Source organism: Micromonospora sp. R311, from assembly GCF_056780015.1.
The window spans coordinates 9,045-27,252 of record NZ_JBSWCE010000004.1 but is presented as its reverse complement, the minus strand read 5'-3'; the positions used below and the strand labels follow the sequence as shown (position 1 = coordinate 27,252).

8 protein-coding genes are annotated in these 18,208 nt (G+C 76.7%); all 8 read right to left on the bottom strand.

The window, feature by feature from the left end; translation table 11 throughout:
- Window positions 1–3: 3 nt before the first annotated feature.
- From AC1WTP_RS04155 to AC1WTP_RS04120, 8 genes are read right to left on the bottom strand one after another with little or no spacing between them, the layout of a single operon-like run.
- Window positions 4–855, bottom strand: coding sequence for an NAD-dependent epimerase/dehydratase family protein (locus tag AC1WTP_RS04155; protein WP_481647912.1), 852 nt, complete (start codon window positions 853–855; stop codon window positions 4–6).
- A complete protein-coding gene (locus AC1WTP_RS04150; RefSeq protein WP_481647911.1) occupies window positions 852–2,051 on the bottom strand; it encodes a glycosyltransferase in 1,200 nt (399 codons plus the stop codon). The genes AC1WTP_RS04155 and AC1WTP_RS04150 overlap by 4 nt, the downstream gene beginning before the upstream one ends.
- Window positions 2,048–3,400: a serine hydroxymethyltransferase gene (locus tag AC1WTP_RS04145; RefSeq protein WP_481647910.1), complete on the bottom strand. Its 1,353-nt coding sequence runs from the start codon at window positions 3,398–3,400 to the stop codon at window positions 2,048–2,050. The genes AC1WTP_RS04150 and AC1WTP_RS04145 overlap by 4 nt, the downstream gene beginning before the upstream one ends.
- Window positions 3,397–4,170, bottom strand: coding sequence for a thioesterase II family protein (locus AC1WTP_RS04140; RefSeq protein ID WP_481647909.1), 774 nt, complete (start codon window positions 4,168–4,170; stop codon window positions 3,397–3,399). Before AC1WTP_RS04140 ends, AC1WTP_RS04145 begins: the two co-directional genes overlap by 4 nt.
- Window positions 4,167–5,279, bottom strand: coding sequence for a Gfo/Idh/MocA family oxidoreductase (locus AC1WTP_RS04135; protein ID WP_481647908.1), 1,113 nt, complete (start codon window positions 5,277–5,279; stop codon window positions 4,167–4,169). Before AC1WTP_RS04135 ends, AC1WTP_RS04140 begins: the two co-directional genes overlap by 4 nt.
- Window positions 5,276–6,421: a saccharopine dehydrogenase NADP-binding domain-containing protein gene (locus AC1WTP_RS04130; RefSeq protein ID WP_481647907.1), complete on the bottom strand. Its 1,146-nt coding sequence runs from the start codon at window positions 6,419–6,421 to the stop codon at window positions 5,276–5,278. Before AC1WTP_RS04130 ends, AC1WTP_RS04135 begins: the two co-directional genes overlap by 4 nt.
- A complete protein-coding gene (locus AC1WTP_RS04125; protein ID WP_481647906.1) occupies window positions 6,418–11,631 on the bottom strand; it encodes a non-ribosomal peptide synthetase in 5,214 nt (1,737 codons plus the stop codon). Before AC1WTP_RS04125 ends, AC1WTP_RS04130 begins: the two co-directional genes overlap by 4 nt.
- On the bottom strand, window positions 11,628–18,158 hold the full coding sequence (locus AC1WTP_RS04120) for an amino acid adenylation domain-containing protein (RefSeq protein ID WP_481647905.1): 6,531 nt from the start codon (window positions 18,156–18,158) through the stop codon (window positions 11,628–11,630). The genes AC1WTP_RS04125 and AC1WTP_RS04120 overlap by 4 nt, the downstream gene beginning before the upstream one ends.
- Between the last annotated feature and the right edge of the window lie 50 nt (window positions 18,159–18,208).

Here is an 18,208-nt window from a genome sequence, read left to right as displayed (position 1 = left end):
CCATCACGCCGCCCCGGCCAGCGCGGCGACGTGGATCGACGGGTAGGCCGGCACGAAGCCCAGCCCGGCCCGGGCGGCGCGGGTGTCCACCTCGCCGCCGAACTGGTCGGTGTCCAGCACCGGGGCGTCCGCCGACTCGCCGTACGGCAGGCTCACGTGCCCGGCCAGCTCGGCCAGCTCGGCGGCGGTCACCGGGGCGTCGTCGGCGATGTTGAACACCCCGGTGGCGTCGGCGTCCAGCGCGTGCAGCACGCTCTGCCGCACGTCCGCGTGGTGCACCAGGTGCAGCCGCTGCCCGGCCGGGGCGCGGCGGGCCCAGGCGAAGGCGTCCACCAGGTGCGGGTCACCCTCGCCGTAGGTGTAGGCGACCCGGAGCACGCACACCCCCAGCGGCGTGTCGAAGAACTCGGCGACGGCCCGTTCCGCGCCCAGTTTGGCGGCGGGGAACGGCGCGCCGGCCGGGTCGCGCAGCGGGTCGTCCTCGCGGGTGGCCCGCCCGGGCGTCGGGCGGTAGATGAGGTAGCTGCTCAGCTGCACGAACCGGCGGGCGCCGGCGGCCTGGGCGGCCGCGGCGAGCCGGGCGGTGGCCAGGTGGTTGAGCCGGTCGGCCTCGCGGGCGTCGATGCCGGTGAACGCGCTGGCGATGTGCACCACCGCGTCCATCCCGTCGACCGCGCGCCGGCAGGTGTCCGGGTCGGTGAGGTCACCCACCACCAGGTCACGGTTGCCGCCGGCGGGGCCGCCCGCCGGATTCCAGACGGCCAGCCGCAGCCGCACCCCCCGGGCGCGCAGCAGCGGGATGAACCGGGCGCCCACCCGGCCGGTGGCCCCGGTCAGCAGGACGGCGCCGGTCATCGGGCCACCGCCAGGTCGTCCGCGGTGTCGAACACCGGCCGCCCGGTGGCGGCGAGCCGTTCCAGCAGCGCGACGCCGTGCCCGGTCGGGGGCATGGCCAGCATCTCCCGGCGCAACCGCCCGGCGTTGGCCCGGTAGAGCGGATCGTCGAGCACGGCACGGACCGCCGCGCGCACCTGCCCCGGGTCCAGCGTGCGGTGGTCCAGCTGCACCGCGGCGCCGGCCGCGGCGAGCCGGTGCGCGTGGTACGGCTGGTCCACCGCCACCGGGATCACCACCATCGGCAGGCCGTGCCGCAGCGCCCCCACCGTGGTCAGGTAGCCGGCGTGCTGCACCACCGCCGCGCACCGGGACAGCACCGCCTCCTGCGGGATGTAGTGCTCGGCGCGGATGTTCGGGCCGATCGCGGCCAGCGGCGCCGGGTCCACCCCGGACCCGACGGTCATCACCACCGTCACGTCCTCGTCGCGCAGCCCCTCGGCGACGGTGGCGAACAGCGGCGCCACCTGGTTGAACGCGGTGCCCATGGTGACGTAGACGACGGGCCGGTCGGGCAGCGTGCCGGGCCAGCCGGGCACCTCGGCGCCGACCTGGTAGAGCGGCGGCTGGACCAGGTGGGCCACGTCCGGCTCGGCCGGGCCGTCGAACCACTGCAGCGGGTTGGCGCTCAGCGGCTGCCAGCTCGGCAGGTACGCGTCGAGGTAGAGGTAGGGGTAGAGCCGGTCCAGCCCCGGGTCGGCGGGCAGGCCGAGCCGGCGCCGGGCGGCGTTCCACGGTCCGGCCATCACCTCGGCGAGCACCGGCCGGGGCAGCCTCGGCAGCTGGCCCAGCGCCGCGTACGGCACCCCGGCCGCGTCGGCGGCGAGCGGCGCGGCCCACTCCAGCGACTCGTGCAGCACCACGTCCGGGCGCAGCTCGCGGAGCAGGTCGACCAGGCCGGCCACCATCGAACCGGTGGCCAGGCTCATCAGCCGCAGCCGGCGGCGGGGGTCGTCGAAGACCCCGGAGCGCGGGCCGTCGGCGAGCCAGGCCGGCCCGACCTCGCGGACCGCGAAGCCCGCGCGGGCCACCCAGTCGCCCATCCCCCGGCCGGTCGCCACCACCACCTCGTGCCCCGCGTCCACGGCCGCCCCGGCGAGCGGGGCGATCGCGTGGAAGTGCCCGACCGCCGGCTGACACGTGACGACGAGTTTCATGCCACCGCACCTCCCTGGCGCCATTCCTCGCGGTACCCGCGAGCGGTGATGCCGGCGACGCAGCCGGCCAGTTCGCGTCCCCGGGGGCCGCGCACCACGGCGTCGGCCGGCCCGCCGGCCGCCACCTCGGCGACCACCGCGGCGGTGGCGGCGGCCAGCGCCGCCACGTCGGCGTCGGAAACCCGCCGGAAGCCCAGGTCGTTGGTGCCGATCCGGATGCCGCTGGTCTCCGCCGCCGGGCGCGGGTCACGCGGCACCAGGTTCATGTTCACCAGCACGCCGAGGCGGCGCAGCACCTCGGCCACCTGCCGGCCGGTGACCGCGACCCCGCGCAGGTCGGCGAGGACGAGGTGGCTGTCCGTGCCGCCGGAGACCACCGGCACGCCGTGCGCGGCCAACGCCATGGCGAACGCCCGGGCGTGCCGCACCACCCGCCGCATCGCCGCGCCGAACTCCGGCCGGGCGGCGAAGCCCAGTGCCACCGCCTTGGCGGCGATCCCGCCGAAGTCGGGGGTGCCCTGGAAGCCGGGGAAGACCGCCCGGTCCAGCGCCCGGGCGGGCACCCGGGACGACGCCCCGCGCAGCAGCAGCCCGCCGCGGGGCCCGCAGAGCTGCTTGTAGGTGGAGGTGGTCACCACGTCGCAGTGCGGCACCGGGGAGGGGTGCGCGCCGGCGGCGACCAGTCCGCTGACGTGGCTGATGTCGGCCATCAGCAGCGCGTCCACCTCGTCGGCGGCGGCCCGGAACGCCGCGAAGTCCAGCTGGCGGGGGTACGCCGACCCGCCGCAGATGAGCAGCCGGGGCCGGACCTGCTTGACCAGCACGGCCAGCGCGGCGTGGTCGATCAGACCCCGCTCGTCGACCTCGTAGTAACTGGCGGCGATCCGCTTGGCGATGCTCGCGCCCCGGGAGACGTGGGTCAGGTGGCCGCCGTGGTCCAGTTCCAGGGCGAGCACGGTGTCGCCCGGGTCGAGCAGGCCGTAGAGCACCGCGAGGTTGGCCGCGGAACCGGAGAGCGGCTGCACGTTGGCGTGCGGAGCGCGGAAGAGCTGCTCCGCCCGGGTGCGGGCCAGCCGCTCGACCTGGTCGACCACCTCGGTGCCGGGGTGGTAGCGGCCGCCGGCGTAGCCCTCGGCGGTGACCGAGCTGAACAGCAGCGCGTGCGCCACCAGCGCCGCCGGCAGGGTGGGGCTCGCCGCGGCGACCAGGTTCAGCGTGCCGCGCTGGCGGCGCAGCTCGGCGTGGGCCAGCCGCACCAGCGGGGCGTCCCGCCCGGCCAGCGAGGCCAACGCGTCGGCGCACCAGGCGCGGACGGCGTCCAGGTCGGCCGGGGCGTCCAGGTCGGTCACGGCGTGACCCAGGCGTCGGTGCGGTTGCGCACCTGCCGGACGATCTCGCCGACCAGCGCCCGGCGGCAGGGCTGGAGGAAGAAGTGGTCGCCGGCGAAGACCCGTACGGTGCACCCGGCGGCGGTCACCTTGCCCCAGTCCGGCAGCACGGCGAGGTCCACGTCCGGGTCCGCGTCGCCGCTGACCGCGAGGACGGGGCAGCGCAGCGGCGGCCCGTCGACCGGCCGGTAGGTCTCGCTGAGCCGGTAGTCGGCGCGCAGCACCGGCAGCACCAGGGCGCGCAGCTCCGGGCTCTCCAGCACCGCCCGGCTGGTGCCCCCGGCCCGGGCGACGTCCGCCCAGAGCGCGTCGTCGTCCATCAGGTGCACCGCCCGGGACGGATCCAGCGGCGCCTGCCGCCCGGAGACCACCAGCAGCGCCGGCGGCGTGCCGGCCGCGTCCAGTCGCCGGGCCACCTCGTAGCCGACCGCCGCGCCGAGGCTGTGTCCGAACAGGACCAGCGGCGCGTCGCGGGCGGCGCCGAGGGCGTCGGCGTACCGGTCGGCCAGCTCGCCGAGGTCGGTGGCGGATGGCTCGCGCAGCCGGTCCTCGCGCCCCGGGTACTGCGCGGCCAGCAGCTCGACGTCCGCCGGCAGCTCGTCGCACCAGGGCCGGAAGAAGCTGGCGCTGCCGCCCGCGTGCGGGAAGCAGGCCAGCCGGGCGTTCGCCGCCGGTACGGGCCGGTAGCACTGGAACCAGGGCGTGTCCGCCCGGCGCGGATAGCCGTTCACGTCAGCACCTCGTGCTCCCCCTCGATCAGGTCCTGCGCCGCGAGGATCCGCGGCTCGTCCCGGCGGACCAGCTCCACCGGGCCCAGCAGCTGGGTGATCTCCCGGGTCAGCTGGCACAACCCGAGGTGGTACTGCCCGTCGGTCATCGGGTCCGCGCCGGCGGCGACGTCGTCGGTGAGCCGCCGCACGGCGACGCGGACCGCCTCGGGCCAGAGCGTGTCTAGCGTCCGGGCCCAGCTCGGCGCGTCCGGCGGCCCGACCGGGGTGGTGCCGGCGAGGCCGAGGTGGGCGGCGCCGAGCCGGTCGAAGCCGGTCTCGCCGGCCGCCTCGCGGGGCAGGTGCGGCCGGACGGTCCAGAGCACCGGGCCGGTGCTGGAGACCAGCGTCAGGTGCCCGCCCTCGGTGCCGATGGTGATCCGGTGCCACAGGTGGGCGTGGTTGTCCGGCTCGCGCGGGTCCATCTGGTGCTGCACCCGCAGCGTGGTGGGCACGCCGGCGAGCACCCCGTCGAGGCTGCGGAACGGCACGTCCAGCGGCGTCATGGCGCGCACCGCCGCCGGCAGCGGGGCCGGCGGCGCGAAGCCCCACGGCCGCAGCCGGCCGAGCGCCGCGCCGAGCACGTCGAGAAGCGTGTAGAGCACCTGGACGCTGCCGGCCGCGTCCACGAAGAGCGGCGGCTGCCGGCGCAGCAGCGACCGGGCGGCGGTGACGAAGCGGCGTACCGGCGCCACGTGCACGTGGTGGCTGTTGAGCCGGTAGTGCACCCGGTTGGCCCGCGCGGTCCGCAGGCAGCCGGCCAGCTCGTCGGCGTGCAGCGGGTGCTCCTGGAGCACGTGGATTCCCCGGGACATCAGCGCCTCGGCCAGCCGGGCGCCGGGCCCGCCGGTGATCGCCGAGCCGACCACCACACAGGCCACCTCGATGTCCTCGGGCAGCTCGTCGGGGTGCCGGTAGAGCGGCACGCCCCACCGCCGGGCGCAGGCGGACGAGCGGTCGCTGCCCCGGGCCAGGATGCCGGCCAGCTCCACCGGCGAGTCGGGCGCGCCGAGCCCGGCGAGGTAGATCCGGCCGAAGCCGGTGCCGCAGACCAGCGCCCGGGGCCGGGTCACAGCACCCCCTCCTCGACCGTCGCGGCGTCGGTGGCCACCCCGTCGAACAGGTCGAACGCGCGCACCACCCCGGTGGCCCGCAGCGCCTCGACCAGCTCGGCCCCGGCGAGCCCCTCGGCGGCCAGGTGGGCGCCCGGCGGCACCCGGCCGGCGAGCACCTGCGCGGCGGCGAGCGCGCAGACCGTACCGGTGATCTCCGAGGTGTCCGTCGAGCGGAGCACCAGGGTGCGGGTGCGCTCGTCCCCGGCCGGCCCGGTGCCGGTGAGCTCGAAGACCAGCAGCTGGTAGGGACGCTTGCCGAACATGTCCAGCTCGGCGGCCGCGGCCAGTTCCCGGGCCGCGGCGCGCAGGTCGCTCTCCCCGGCCATCGCGCCCTGCAACCGGCTGAGGGTGGCCATCATCGCCGCGCCGCCGTCGAAGACGGCGTGCCAGCGCACCTCGGTCAGTCCGAGGTCGACCGCGAGCCGTTGCGCCTCGTAGCCGAGGTACGGGTAGGCGGTGACCCGGCCGGGGAAGAACGGCAGCTCCACATCGGTCAGCGCGGCCGCGGCCCGGGTGACCCGCCGCCCGTCCAGCCAGACCGCCTGCGACTCCTCGTCCCGGGTCCGCAGGCTGAGCAGGTAGTCCACCGCGCCGGCCGGGGTCAGCCGGTCCATCACCCCGACGTACGCGACCAGCCGCCGCGGCCGGCGGAACTCCGTCGCGGCGAGCCAGCGGGGCAGCAGCCCGGTCAGCCCGGGCATCAGGCCGGCGGTGACCAGCGCGGTTCGCCCGGCCCCGGCCAGCCCCAGCGGGGTGAGCCGGTCGAGCAGCGGGAGGTCGCCGCCCGCGTCGACGTAGTCCGCGCCGGCGGCCAGCGCCGCCCGGGCCACCCGGTCCACCACCAGGTACGACGCGGCGCTGGCGTTGACCACCAGCCGGCAGCCGGCGCAGAACCGGCGCAGCGCCTCGTCGTCGTAGACGTCGACCGCCATCGCCTCGCCGCCGCCGGCCAGCTCCCGGCGGACCAGGTCCTCGGCGGCGGCCAGCCGACGGCCGCCGACCCGAAGCCGGTACCCCGGGCCGAGCACCCGGTGCAGCCGGCGGACCAGCGCGCTGCCCACGGCGCCGTACCCGCCGACGACTCCGACCGGCGCGCTCACGACCGCCGCGCCCCGGCCTCGTGGACCACCCGCAGCTCGCCCAGGCAGGCGTCACGCCAGAGCCGTTCCGCCCGCGCCGCCGCCCGGGGCCACCGGGCCGGATCGAAGCCGACGACCAGGGTCAGGTCGCCGGCGTACAGCGGTGGCCGGTGTCGGGCCAGGGCGTCGAGCCCGGCCCGGAACGCGCGGTGCCGGGCGGTCAGCTCGGTCGGCTCGACGTCGAGCACCGAGGCGATCCGGGCCAGCCGCCAGTCGGCCGGTTCCTCGGCCAGCGCGGCGAACGCGCTCTCGTCACCGGCCTCGACGGCCCGGGCCAGCTCCGGCTCGCCGGGCAGGCCGAGGTCGACGGGGTCGACCCCGAGGTCGCGGGCGAACAGGTACTCCCCCAGCAGCTCACCGGGCTCGCCGTCGGGCAGCGGCAGGCCGGCGACCACGGTGAGGCCGGCGATCGTGGTGCCCGCCTCGGCGAGCTGCCGGGCCAGCTCCACCGCCAGCACGCCGCCGAGGTCCCGGCCGGCCAGCTCGACCGGCCGGCCCCGCAGTTCGCCGCGGAGCGCCGGGACCCAGCCGGCGGCCCGCCGCTCCGGGTCGGTCTCGCCGGCGTCGGCGGGCAGCTCCAGCCGGACCGGGCCGTCCGGCGGCACCGCGAACGGCAGGCCGGGCGCGGGGGCGGGCTCCGCCGGGGGCGGCGCGGCCTCCCCGCCGGAGAGGCCGGCCGCGAGCGAGCGGACCGTCGCCCCCTCCAGCAGGTCCCGCAGCATGGTGTCGAAGAGCGCGCCGGACGCGGCCGGCACGTCGTCCCGGATCCGGCCGACCAGCTGCGCCGCGAGCAGCGAGTCGCCGCCCAGGCTGAAGATGTCGTCGTCCCGGCCCACCCGCTCGGTGTTCAGCACGTCGGCCCAGATCGCGGCGATCGCGGTCTCCAGCGGCCCGGTGGGCTCGGCGGACCCGGCGCCGCGGGCGGCGCCGGCCCGGGGCAGCAGGGCGCGCAGGGCGCTGCGGTCCACCTTGCCGTTGCCGCTGAGCGGGATCGCGTCGAGCACCTCCAGCCGGCTCGGCAGCATGTACTCCGGCAGCCGCTCGGCGAGGTGCCGGCGCAGCTCCGCCGGGTCCACGTCGGCCCGGTCCGGCTTGAACCGGGCCGCGAAGACGTGCATGCCGATCGCGTCCAGCGCGGCGTCGGTCGCGGAGAGCTGGATCGCCGGCTCGGCCCCTGCCGCGGCGAGCAGCTCGCGCCACTGGGGTGCGGAGATGAAGGTCTCGTCCCGCCCGGCGCGGACGTCGGCGAAGTCGCCGGCGGTGGCGTCGAAGAGGAACTCCATCGAGGTGAGGATCTGGTAGTTGTCCCGGGTGGTCTCGATGAACACCAGCCAGCCGCCGGGGCGCAGCAGCTCCCGGAACCGGGCCAGCGCCTGGCCGGCGTCCCGGGCGTAGTGCAGCACGTTGGCGCAGAGGATCACGTCCACGCTGTTCGCCGTCATGCCCTGCTGCCGGAAGTCCACGTTGAGGTCGAACAGGTGGTAGTCGACCCACGGGTGGTGGCCGAACCGCTCCCGGGCGCTGTTCAGGAAGAACTGCGACACGTCGGTGAAGGCGTAGCGCACCGGGTAGCGGTCCAGCGCGGGGATCAGGTCGGTGCTGGTGCCACCGACGCCGGCGCCCACCTCCAGCACCCGCATCGGGCGGTCGGCCGACCAGGCCGCGGCGAGGTCGCAGATCGCCCGGACGACCAGCCGGTTGAGGCTGTGGCTGAGGAAGTTGCCCTGGTACGCCGACTCCTGGATGTCCAGCCGCCCCTGCGGGAAGAGCAGCTGCACCGGGTCCACCTCGTCGCGCATAAGCTCGGGCAGGTGCCGGCTCGCGGTGCGGAAGTAGCCGACCAGCTCGGTGCGCAGGCCGCCCGAGTCCTGCATCCGGTCCACCTCCCGCCACGCCGCGTCGACGGTGGCCGCGTCCACGGCGAGGCTCTCCGGCGCCGGCCGGAGCCGCCCGGCCGGATCGCGCCCCACCAGCCCGTGCCGCTCCAGCGCGGCGAGCCAGCGCCGGATCAGCCGCTGGTGCTTGGCGCCCACCCGGGCGGTGCGCATCACCTCGTCCACCGTGTGCCCGGCCTCGGCGGAGGTGAACAGGCCCTGGTCCCGCAGCGCGCAGATCATCGCCAGCAGCGCGGTCCGGTCCAGCTGGCGGGCGAACCGGACGGCCTGCCCGCCGTCCTGCTCCGCCCGGATCGCGGCCAGCTCCCGGGCCGCGGCGGCGGCCAGGTCGAGCGGGGCGTCCGGGCCGTCGGCCCGGCGGGCCGGCTCGACGAACCCGACCAGCCGCCGCTCCAGCGGGCCGTCGCCCTCGACCACCACCGCCGCGGCGCCGACCGGCGGGTACGCCTGCGCCGCGGCCTCGATCTCGGCCAGCTCGATCCGGTGCCCCCGGATCTTGACCTGGAGGTCCTCCCGGCCGAGGAACTCGATGTCCCCGCCGGGCAGGTAGCGGCCGAGGTCGCCGGTGCGGTAGAGCCGCTCGCCGGTGACCGGATGGCGGACGAACCGCTGCGCGGTCAGCTCCGGGTCGCCGAGATAGCCGTCGGCGACCCCGACACCGCCGATGTACAGCTCGCCGACCGCCCAGTCCGGGCAGGGGCGCATCGCCTCGTCCAGCACGTGCATGGTCTGGTTGGCCAGCGGCCGCCCGTACGGGATGCTCGCCCAGTCCGGCGGCACCTCGTCGATGGGGTAGCCGATGGACCAGATCGAGCCCTCGGTGGCGCCGCCCAGGCTGTGCAGCACCAGGCCGGGGACCAGGGCGCGGATCTGGTCGGGCAGCCGCACCGGGATCCAGTCGCCGGAGAGCATCGCCAGGCGCAGCGAGTCCAGCCCGGCGGCGTCCTCCACGGCCAGGTAGTCGGCGAGCATCTGCAACTGCGCGGGCACCGAGTTCCACAGGGTGACCCGGTGGGCGCGGATCAGGTCCGCCCAGTGCGACGGGTCGCCGCGCCGGTCGGCGGCGGGCAGCACCAGCGCCGCACCGACCGCGAGCGGGCCGAAGATGTCGTAGACGGACAGGTCGAAGGAGAGACCGGCCAGGCCGAGCACCCGGTCGTCCGGGCCGACGGCGAACCGCCGGTTGATGTCCTCGACGGTGTTCACCGCGCCCCGGTGCGGGATCACCACCCCCTTCGGACGGCCGGTGGAGCCGGAGGTGTAGATGACGTACGCGGTGTCCCGGTCGGTGACGCCGACCGGCGCCGGCGGTTCGCCGCCGGGCGCGAGCCCGTCCACCACGATCCGGCGCACTCCGGCGGGCAGGCCCTCGGCGGCGGCCGTGGTCACCGCGTACCGGGCGCCGGCAGCGTCGACCAGCGACTCGGTCCGGGCGACCGGGGCCCGGGTGTCCACCGGCAGGTAGGCGCCGCCGGCCAGCAGCACCCCGAGCACCGCCACCACCTGGTCCGGGCCCGGGGGCAGCAGCACCGCGACCAGGTCGCCCGGCGCGCCGCCCGCGGTGCGCAGCGCGTCCGCGACCCCGGCGGCCCGGGCCAGCAGCTCGCCGTAGCTCAGCGTGCGGTCCGCGCCGATCACCGCCGGCCGGTCCGGGGTACGCCGGCACTGCGCGACCACCCCGTCGTGCAGCAGCGCGCCGGAGAGCGGGGCGGCGGTGTCGTTGACCTCGGCCCGCCGGGCCACCTGGTCGGCCGGCAGCTCCACCGGGTCGGCGTCGTCCCACCGCTGCCCGCCGGCCAGGCCGCGCACCAGGGTGCGGAACGCGCCGAACATCGCCTCGACCATGCCGTCGGGGAAGATGCCCTGCCGGACGTCCCAGTTGACCACCAGCCCGTCGGAGCGCTCCAGCGCCTGGCAGTCGATCCACACCTGCGGGGTCTGGCTGATGCCGTAGCCGAAGCCGACCCGCTCCGGGCCGGACTCGCCCGCCGTGCCGAGCCCGAGCGCGCTGGTGTACACCACCGGCGTCAGCGCGGCGTCCTGGCCCCGGCGGCGGGCCACCTCGCGCAGCACCTCGACGCCGCTGACCAGCAGGTGGTCCATGTCCGCCCAGAGCTGCTGCTGCACCGCCCCGGCCCGCTCGCCGAAGGTCGCGCCGCCGCCACCGTCGACCTCCAGCAGCAGGGCCGAGGTGAAGTCGCCGACCAGCCGGTCGACCTGCGGGTGCAGCGGCAGGCGGCGGAGCATGGTCAGGTTGAGCAGGAACCGCCGGCCCTTGCTCCACCGCCCGATCACCTCGGCGTACGCGGCGAGCACCGCCACCGACGGGGTGACGCCCCGGTCGGCCGCGAGCCGCTTCAACCCCTCGTACGCCTCGGTCGGCAGGTGCAGCTGCCAGCGGCGGAACCGCACCCCGCCCGGCTCGGCGGGGCGGTCGCCGAGCACCATCAGCTCGGGCGCGGGCGGCAGCGTGTCGATCCGCCGCCACCAGTACTCGCGGTCCTTGGCGTAGCGGCGGGTGTCGCGCAGCTGCCGCTCGCCGAGCAGGTAGTCGCGGAAGGAGAGCTCCAGCGGGGGCAGCCGGTGCCCGGGGTCGTGGTAGCACCGGGTGAACTCCTCCAGCAGCAACTGGATGCTCACGTAGTCGGCGACCAGGAAGTCGATCGACAGGTGCAGCACCGCGCGGTCGTCGGCGCGGGTGACCCGCACCTCGAACAGCGGCCAGGCGTCCGGCGGGTAGACCCGGTGGTCCAGTTCGGCCCGCACCCCGTCGATCGCCGCCGCCACCGCGGCCGGGCCGCGGCCTCGCAGGTCGAGCACCGGGACGGCCAGTGGCGGCGGGTCGGGCATGATCCGCTGCGCGCCGGCCGGGTCGATCCGGGCCCGGAGCATGTCGTGGCGCCGCACCAGCATCCGCCACACCTCGGCGACCCGTTCACCGTCGAGGTCCGGGAAGGTCAGCTCGCCGTAGGCGTGGCAGCCCACCCCGCTGTAGGCGAACGCGCTGCGCCGGCCCAACACGTACGACATCTGGATGTCGGTGAGCGGGAACGGCTCGTGCCGCGCCGCCCGGTCCGGCACCAGCCCGGCCGACGGCGCTCCCTTGAGGTACGCCAGCAGTTCGGCGCGGCGGGCCCGCAGCGTCTCGCGGCGCTCGTCGGTGAGCGCCCCACGCGGCGCCCGGAACCGCAGCTGGCCGTCCTCCTCCCACAGCTCGACGCCGTGCGCCTCCAGGGTGTCGACCAGCTCCGACACGGTGACCGGTGGCTCGATCACAGCACCCCCTCCTCGAAGGTCTCCCCCGGTTGGTCGAGCCGCGCCGCGACGACCCGGGCCTGCCCGGCCACCGTCGGCGCGCTCAACACCTCCCGCAGGGACATCTGCACGCCGAACCGCTGCCGGATCAGCTGCACCAACCGGGTGGCGAGCAGGCTGTCCCCGCCGGCGGCGAAGAAACTGCGGTCCCGGTCGACCACCGGGAGGTCGAGCAGCCCCTGCCAGAGCCCGGCCACGCCCGCCTCGGTGGGGCCGCGCGGCGGCTCCACGGCCGCCGCCCCGGCGGCGCCGGCCAGCGCGGTGGCGACCGCCGCCCGGTCGACCTTGCCGTTCGGGCTGAGCGGCAGCCGGGGCAGCACCTCGAGCTGCCGGGGCACCATGTAGTCCGGCAGCCGCCGGGCCAGGTGTGCGCGCAGCCCGTCCGGGTCGACGGCGGCGGAGGCGGTCACCGCGGCGGCGAGCCGGCGGGTGCGCTCCCCGACCGCGCAGGCGACCGCGGCGGTCACCGCCGGATGGCTCTCCAGCGCGGACTCGATCTCGCCCAGCTCGATCCGGTGGCCGCGCACCTTCACCTGGTGGTCGACCCGGCCGAGGAACTCCAGCGTCCCGTCCGGCCAGTACCGGCCCAGGTCGCCGGTGCGGTACCAGCGCTCCCCGGCGTCGGTGACGAAGCGCTCGGCGGTGCGCTCCGGGTCCCCGTGGTAGCCGAGCGCCACCCCGGCGCCGCCGATCCACAGCTCGCCGGGGACCCAGTCGGGCCGGTCCCCGCGGTGGCCGTCGACCACCCGGTAGCACTGGTTGCGCAGCGGGAAGCCGTACGGGATGGAGGTCCAGCCCGCCGGCACCTCGGCCACCTCGAAGGCGTTCGACCAGATCGCCGCCTCGGTGGCGCCGCCCAGCGCGACCAGCCGGCACCGGCCGGCGCCGGCGGCGGCGAGCCGTCCGGGCAGGTCCAGCCCGACCCAGTCGCCGGAGACCAGGGCCAGCCGCAGCGCCGGCGGCAGCTCGCCGCCGGCGTCGGTGAGCAGCATGTCCAGCAGGGCGGGCACGCTGTTCCACACGGTGACCCGGTGGGCGCGGGCCAGCCGCAGCCAGGCCGCCGGGTCGCGCCGCTCGTCCTCGGCCGGCAGCACCACGGTGCCCCCGGCGGCAAGCAGCCCGAAGATGTCGTAGACCGACAGGTCGAAGTCGAGGGCGGAGACGGCCAGCACCCGGTCGGCGGGGCCGACGGCGTACCGCTCGCTGACGTCCTCGACGGTGTTCACCGCGCCGGCGTGCGAGATCACCACGCCCTTCGGCGCGCCGGTGGAGCCGGAGGTGTAGATGACGTACGCGGGCCGGTCGGGCGACACCGGGACCGGGTCGGCCGGCTCGTGCTCGCGCGCGCGGTCGAGGAACTCCGCGTCGACGACGACCCGGGCGCCGCTGTCGGCGACGATCCGCTCCCGGCGCAGGGCGGGGTGGTCCACCCCGACCGGCACGTACACCGCGCCGGCGGCCAGCACGCCGAGCACCGCGACCACCTGTCCGGGGCCCTTGGGCAGGGTGACCGCCACCCGGTCGCCGGGGGCCGCCCCGGCGGCGCGCAACGCGGCGGCGACCCGCCGGGCCCGGTCGGCCAGCTCGCCGTAGCGGAGCACGCCGTCGGCGCCCCAGGCGAGCGCGGGGGCGTCGGGCCGGGCCGCCGCGACGGCGAGGAAGCCGTCGTGCAGCAGCCGGCCGGACCGCGGGCCGGCGGTGGCGTTGACCCGCCGGCGGACCGCGGCCTGCGCGGGCGGCAGCGGCACCCGCACCGGCGCCGCCCAGTCGGCCTCCCCGGCCAGCCGGACCAGCAGCTCCCGGTACGCGGCGAACATCGCGTCCAGCACACCGGGGCAGAACACCTCGTCGACGGCGTCCCAGTTGAGCAGCAGGCCGCCGTCGTGCTCGGTGACCTGGTGGTCCAGCCAGACCTGGGGGGTCTGGGACAGGCCGGTGCGGTACTCGCCGAACGGGGTGCGCAGGTCGAAGCGGTGTTCGGTGGCGTCCCGGACGCCGAGCGTGCTGGTGAACACCACCGGCATCAGCACCTCGGGGACGCCGGTGCGGCGGGCCAGCTCGCGCAGGACGGAGATGCCGGAGAAGGCGCTGTGCTCCATGTCGGACCAGACCTGCCCCTGCAACCGGCGGGCCGCCGCGGCGAAGCTCTCCCCCGGCTCGGGCCGGTCGGCGACCAGCAGCAGCGAGGTGAAGTCGCCGACCACCCGGTGGATGTCCGGGTGCACCTCGGGCCGGTCGAACAGGGTGAAGTTCAGGGTGAACTCCTCGGCCGCGCTCCAGGCCCGCAGCACGGCGGCGAAGGCCGTGGCGACCACTGTGGAGCCGGTGACGCCGTGCCGGGCGGCCCGGTCGGTCAGCCGCCGCCAGTCGTCGGCGCCGAGCCGGCACTCCCGGCGGCGGAACCGGTGCCCGGACAGCTGGGCCGGGTCCCGGGCCAGCGGCAGCTGCGGCGCCGGGGGCAGCTCGTCGATCCGCTTGAGCCAGTGGTCCCGGGCCGCCTCCCGGCGGGCCGGGTCGACCGGGTCGGCGACCAGCACGTCCCGGAAGGCGACCCCGATCGGCGGCAGCTCCGTCGCCGGGTCGGCGTAGAGCCGGGACAGCTCGGAAAAGACGATCATGATGCTGAGCGCGTCCAGCACCAGGAAGTCGAGGCTCACCCCGAGCCGGGTGGCGCCATCGGCGGAGCGGACCGCCCGGAGGTCGAACAGCGGCCAGGTGTCGGTGGCGAAGACGTGGTGCGCCATCTCCGCGCGCATCGCGGCGACCCGCGACGCCGGGTCCGCGCCGGCGTCGGTCACCGGGATCCGCACCGGTGGCACCTCGGGCAGGATGCGCTGCCGGCCGTCGTCGTCGAAGACCGCCCGCAGCATCTCGTGCCGGGCCACCAGCCGGTTCCAGGCCGCCTCCAACCGGTCGAGGTCGACGTCGGAGCCCTCGAACTCCCAGTACCAGTGCGAGCCGACCCCGCCGAGGGTGAACTCCGGCCGCCGCCCCAGCCAGTACGCGCGCTGCACCTCGGTGGCCTCGAACGGCTCGTGCCGGCGGGCCTCGTCAGCCCGGATCGACACCCCGGCGGCGGGGACCGGCCGGCCCCGGGTGAGGTGCGCGGCGAACTCGGCCAGCGTCGGCGTGGCGAAGAGCTGGGTCAGGCTGGCGTCGGCGTACCCGGCCTGGCGCAGCGCGGCGATCACCCGGGTGGCGAGCAGGCTGTTGCCGCCGAGGGCGAAGAAGCTGTCGGAGCGGCCCACCGTCGGGTTCTCCAGCAACTGCGACCAGATCGCGGCGAGCCGCGTCTCGGTCTCGCCGCGCGGCGGCTCGGTCTCGTGCCGGCCGGGCGCGCCGGCGAGCCGGCCGGCGATCGCCCGCCGGTCCACCTTGCCGTTGGCGTTCAACGGCAGCGTGGTCAGCTGCGCCACCTGCCGGGGGACCATGTGCTCCGGCAACCGCTGGCGCAGGTGCGCGACCAGGTCGTCCACGGCGACGTCGGGGCCGGCCGGGACCAGCGCCACCGCGAGCCGGCGCGGCTCCTCGACCACCAGCGCGACCGCCCGGGCGACCCCGGGGTGCGCCCGCACCGCCGCCTCCACCTCGCCGAGGTCGATCCGCTGGCCGAGCAGCTTCACCTGGAAGTCGGTGCGGCCGAGCAGCTCCAGCGTGCCGTCCGGGTGGTACCGGCACAGGTCGCCGGTGCGGTACCAGCGGTGACCGTCCCGCTCGACGAAGCGCCGCGCGGTGCGCGCCGGGTCACCCCGGTAGCCGAGACCGACCCCCACCCCGCCGAGCCACAACTCGCCCGGCACCCAGTCCGGGCGGTCCCGGCCGCGCGCGTCGACCACCCGGACCCGCTGGTTGCGCAGCGGCGCCCCGTACGGCACGGACCGCCAGTGCGCCGGCACCCCGGTCACCTCGTGCCAGGTGGAGTGGATGCCCACCTCGGTCGCCCCGCCGAGGGCGACCAGCCGGCAGCCCGGGGCGTGGGCGGTGAGCCGGTCGAACAGGTCGAGCCCGACCCAGTCCCCGCCGAGCAGGGCGAGGCGCAGGCCGCGCAGCTGCCCCGGCCGCGCGGTGCTGAGCAGCATGTCGAGCAGGGCGGGCACGCCGGTCCAGACGGTGACGCCGTGCCGGTCGACCAGCTCGGCCCAGCGCTGGGCGTCGCGGCGGGCCTCCTCGGGCGGCAGCACCAGGGCGCCGCCGGCGGACAGGTAGGCGAAGAGCTCGTACACCGACCAGTCGTGCTCCAGCGAGGTCACCGCGAAGCCGCGGTCGTCCGCGCCCACGCCCCACCGGTCGCCGATGTCCTCGATGGTGTTCGCGGCGGCCCGGTGGCTCATCTCCACGCCCTTCGGCGCTCCGGTGGAACCGGAGGTGTAGATGACGTACGCCAGGTCACCGGGCTCGACCTCGACGGCCGGGGCGAGCGGGTCGGTGCCGGCCGCCTCCTCCACGGTCAGCACGGTGAGCCCGTCCGGCCAGGACAGCGCGTCCCGGGTGGCGGCGTCGGTGAGCACCAGCCGGGCGCCGGCGTCGGCGTGGATCGCGGCGCGCCGGCGCACCGGCTGGCCGGTGCCGACCGGGACGAACGCGGCGCCCGCGCGCAGGATCCCGAGCACCGCCGCCACCTGCGCCGGCCCCCGGGGCAGCGTCACCGCCACCGGGTCGCCCGGGCGGCAGCCGTGCCGGGCCAGCAGGCCGGCCACCCGGTCGGCCCGCCCGGCCAGCGCGCCGTAGCTGAGCGTCTCGCCGTCGCCCCAGGCCAGCGCGACCCGGTCGGGCCGCTGCGCGGCGTGCCGGAAGAACGACTCGTGCAGCCGGCGGACCCGCTCCGGCCCCGCGGTGCGGTTCAGCGCCGCCCGGCGGGCCGCCTGGGCGGCGGGGAGCAGGTCCGGGGTGGGCACGGACCAGTCGTGCTCGCTGGCCAGCCAGTCGAGCAGCCGCAGGTACGCGTCGAACATCGCGTCCAGCACGCCGTCGCAGAACAGCTCGTCGACCGCGTCCCAGTTGAGCAGCAGCCCGCCGGCGTGCTCGGTGACCTGGTGGTCGAGCACCACCTGGGGCGCCTGGGAGATGTTCCAGCCGAGCGTGCCGAAGTGTTCGGTGACCTTGCGGTTGAACAGCTCGCCGAGGCCGAGCGCGCTGGTGAAGACCACCGGCGCGAGCGTCTGCGGGGCGCCGTCGCGGCGGGCCAGGTCCCGCAGCACCTCCAGGCCGGAGTACGCCGAGTGCGCGGCGTCCGCGGTGAACCGGGCCTGGGTCCGGCGGACCAGGTCCAGGAAGGAGTCGCCGGGCGCGGTGTGCACCCCGAGGATGAGCAGGTTGCTGAAGTCGCCGACCAGCAGCCCCACGTCGGGGTGGATCGGCTCGCGGTCGAACAGCGGCACGTTGAGCAGGAAGTCCGGCTCCTCGCTCCAGCCGGCGAGCACCTCGCTGAACGCCGCCGCGAACACCATCGACAGGGTCACGCCGTGGTCCCGGGCGCGGTCGGCGAGCCGGGCCCAGCGGTCCGCGGAGAGCCAGTGGTGCCGGCGGGTGACCCGGTGCCGGGTCAGCTTCTCCGGCGCCACGGCCAGCGGCAGCCGGGGCGCCCTGGGCAGCTCCGGCAGGCGCCCGGCCCAGTGACGTTCGGCCTCCGCCCGCCCCGGCACCGGGCGGGCCCGGCGGTCGGCGAGGTAGCGCGGGTAGCTGTACCCGATGGCGGGCAGCGGGGCACCCGGGTCGGCGTAGAACTCGGCGAGGTCGTTGATGATGATCCGGAAGCTGAGCGCGTCCGCCACCAGCATGTCGATGTTCAGGTGCAGCCGGGTACGCCCGTCCGGCAGCAGCGAGACGCCGACGTCGAACACCTCGCCCCCGGCCACGTCGAAGCGCCGGTGCGACAGCTCGTCGCGGATCCGGGTCAGCTCCGCCTCGACCCGCGCCGGCGGCAGCCCGCGCAGGTCGTGCACGCCTGCGCCGGGCCAGCTCGGCTCGGGTTGGATCTGCTGGCGCCCGTCGCCGAGCATCCGGGCCCGCAGCATGCCGTGCCGGCGCAGCAGCGCCCGGGCGGCGGCGCCCAGCCGGTCCGGGTCGACCGCCGCCCCGTCGAGTTCGGCGTAGAAGTGGGTGGCCACCCCGCCGAGGGTGAGGTTCTCCGCCCGCCCCACCCAGTACGCGTGCTGCATGGTGGCCAGCGGAAAGGGCGCGCTCTCGTCCACCTCGACGTGAGCGGGGGCGGCCGGCGCGGCCGGGGCCGCCTGCCGCTGCGCGACGAGGTCCTGCCACTGCGCGAAGGTGGGGCGGGCGAACAGGTCGGCGAACTTCACGTCCACCCCGGCGGCCCGCCACCGGGCGGCCAGCCGCATCACCTTCATCGAGTCCAGGCCGACGGCGATCAGGTCGCCGCCGGCGTCGTCCAGCGCCGTCTCGCCGCCCACGAGTTCCGCGATGTCGGCGCGCATCCGGTCCACCGTCAGTGGCGTCCCGGTGGCGGGCAGGGTGCTGTGGCTGTCCATCGGTCTCCCCGGGGTGGAGGGGTCGGGCGGCTTCGGGACGGGTCGCGGGA

Excerpts from the sequence above, each read along its gene's own strand:
- AC1WTP_RS04155 (WP_481647912.1), bottom strand. The coding sequence starts at position 855 with ATGACCGGCGCCGTCCTGCTGACCGGGGCCACCGGCCGGGTGGGCGCC.
- AC1WTP_RS04150 (WP_481647911.1), bottom strand. The coding sequence starts at position 2,051 with ATGAAACTCGTCGTCACGTGTCAGCCGGCGGTCGGGCACTTCCACGCG.
- AC1WTP_RS04120 (WP_481647905.1), bottom strand. The coding sequence starts at position 18,158 with ATGGACAGCCACAGCACCCTGCCCGCCACCGGGACGCCACTGACGGTG.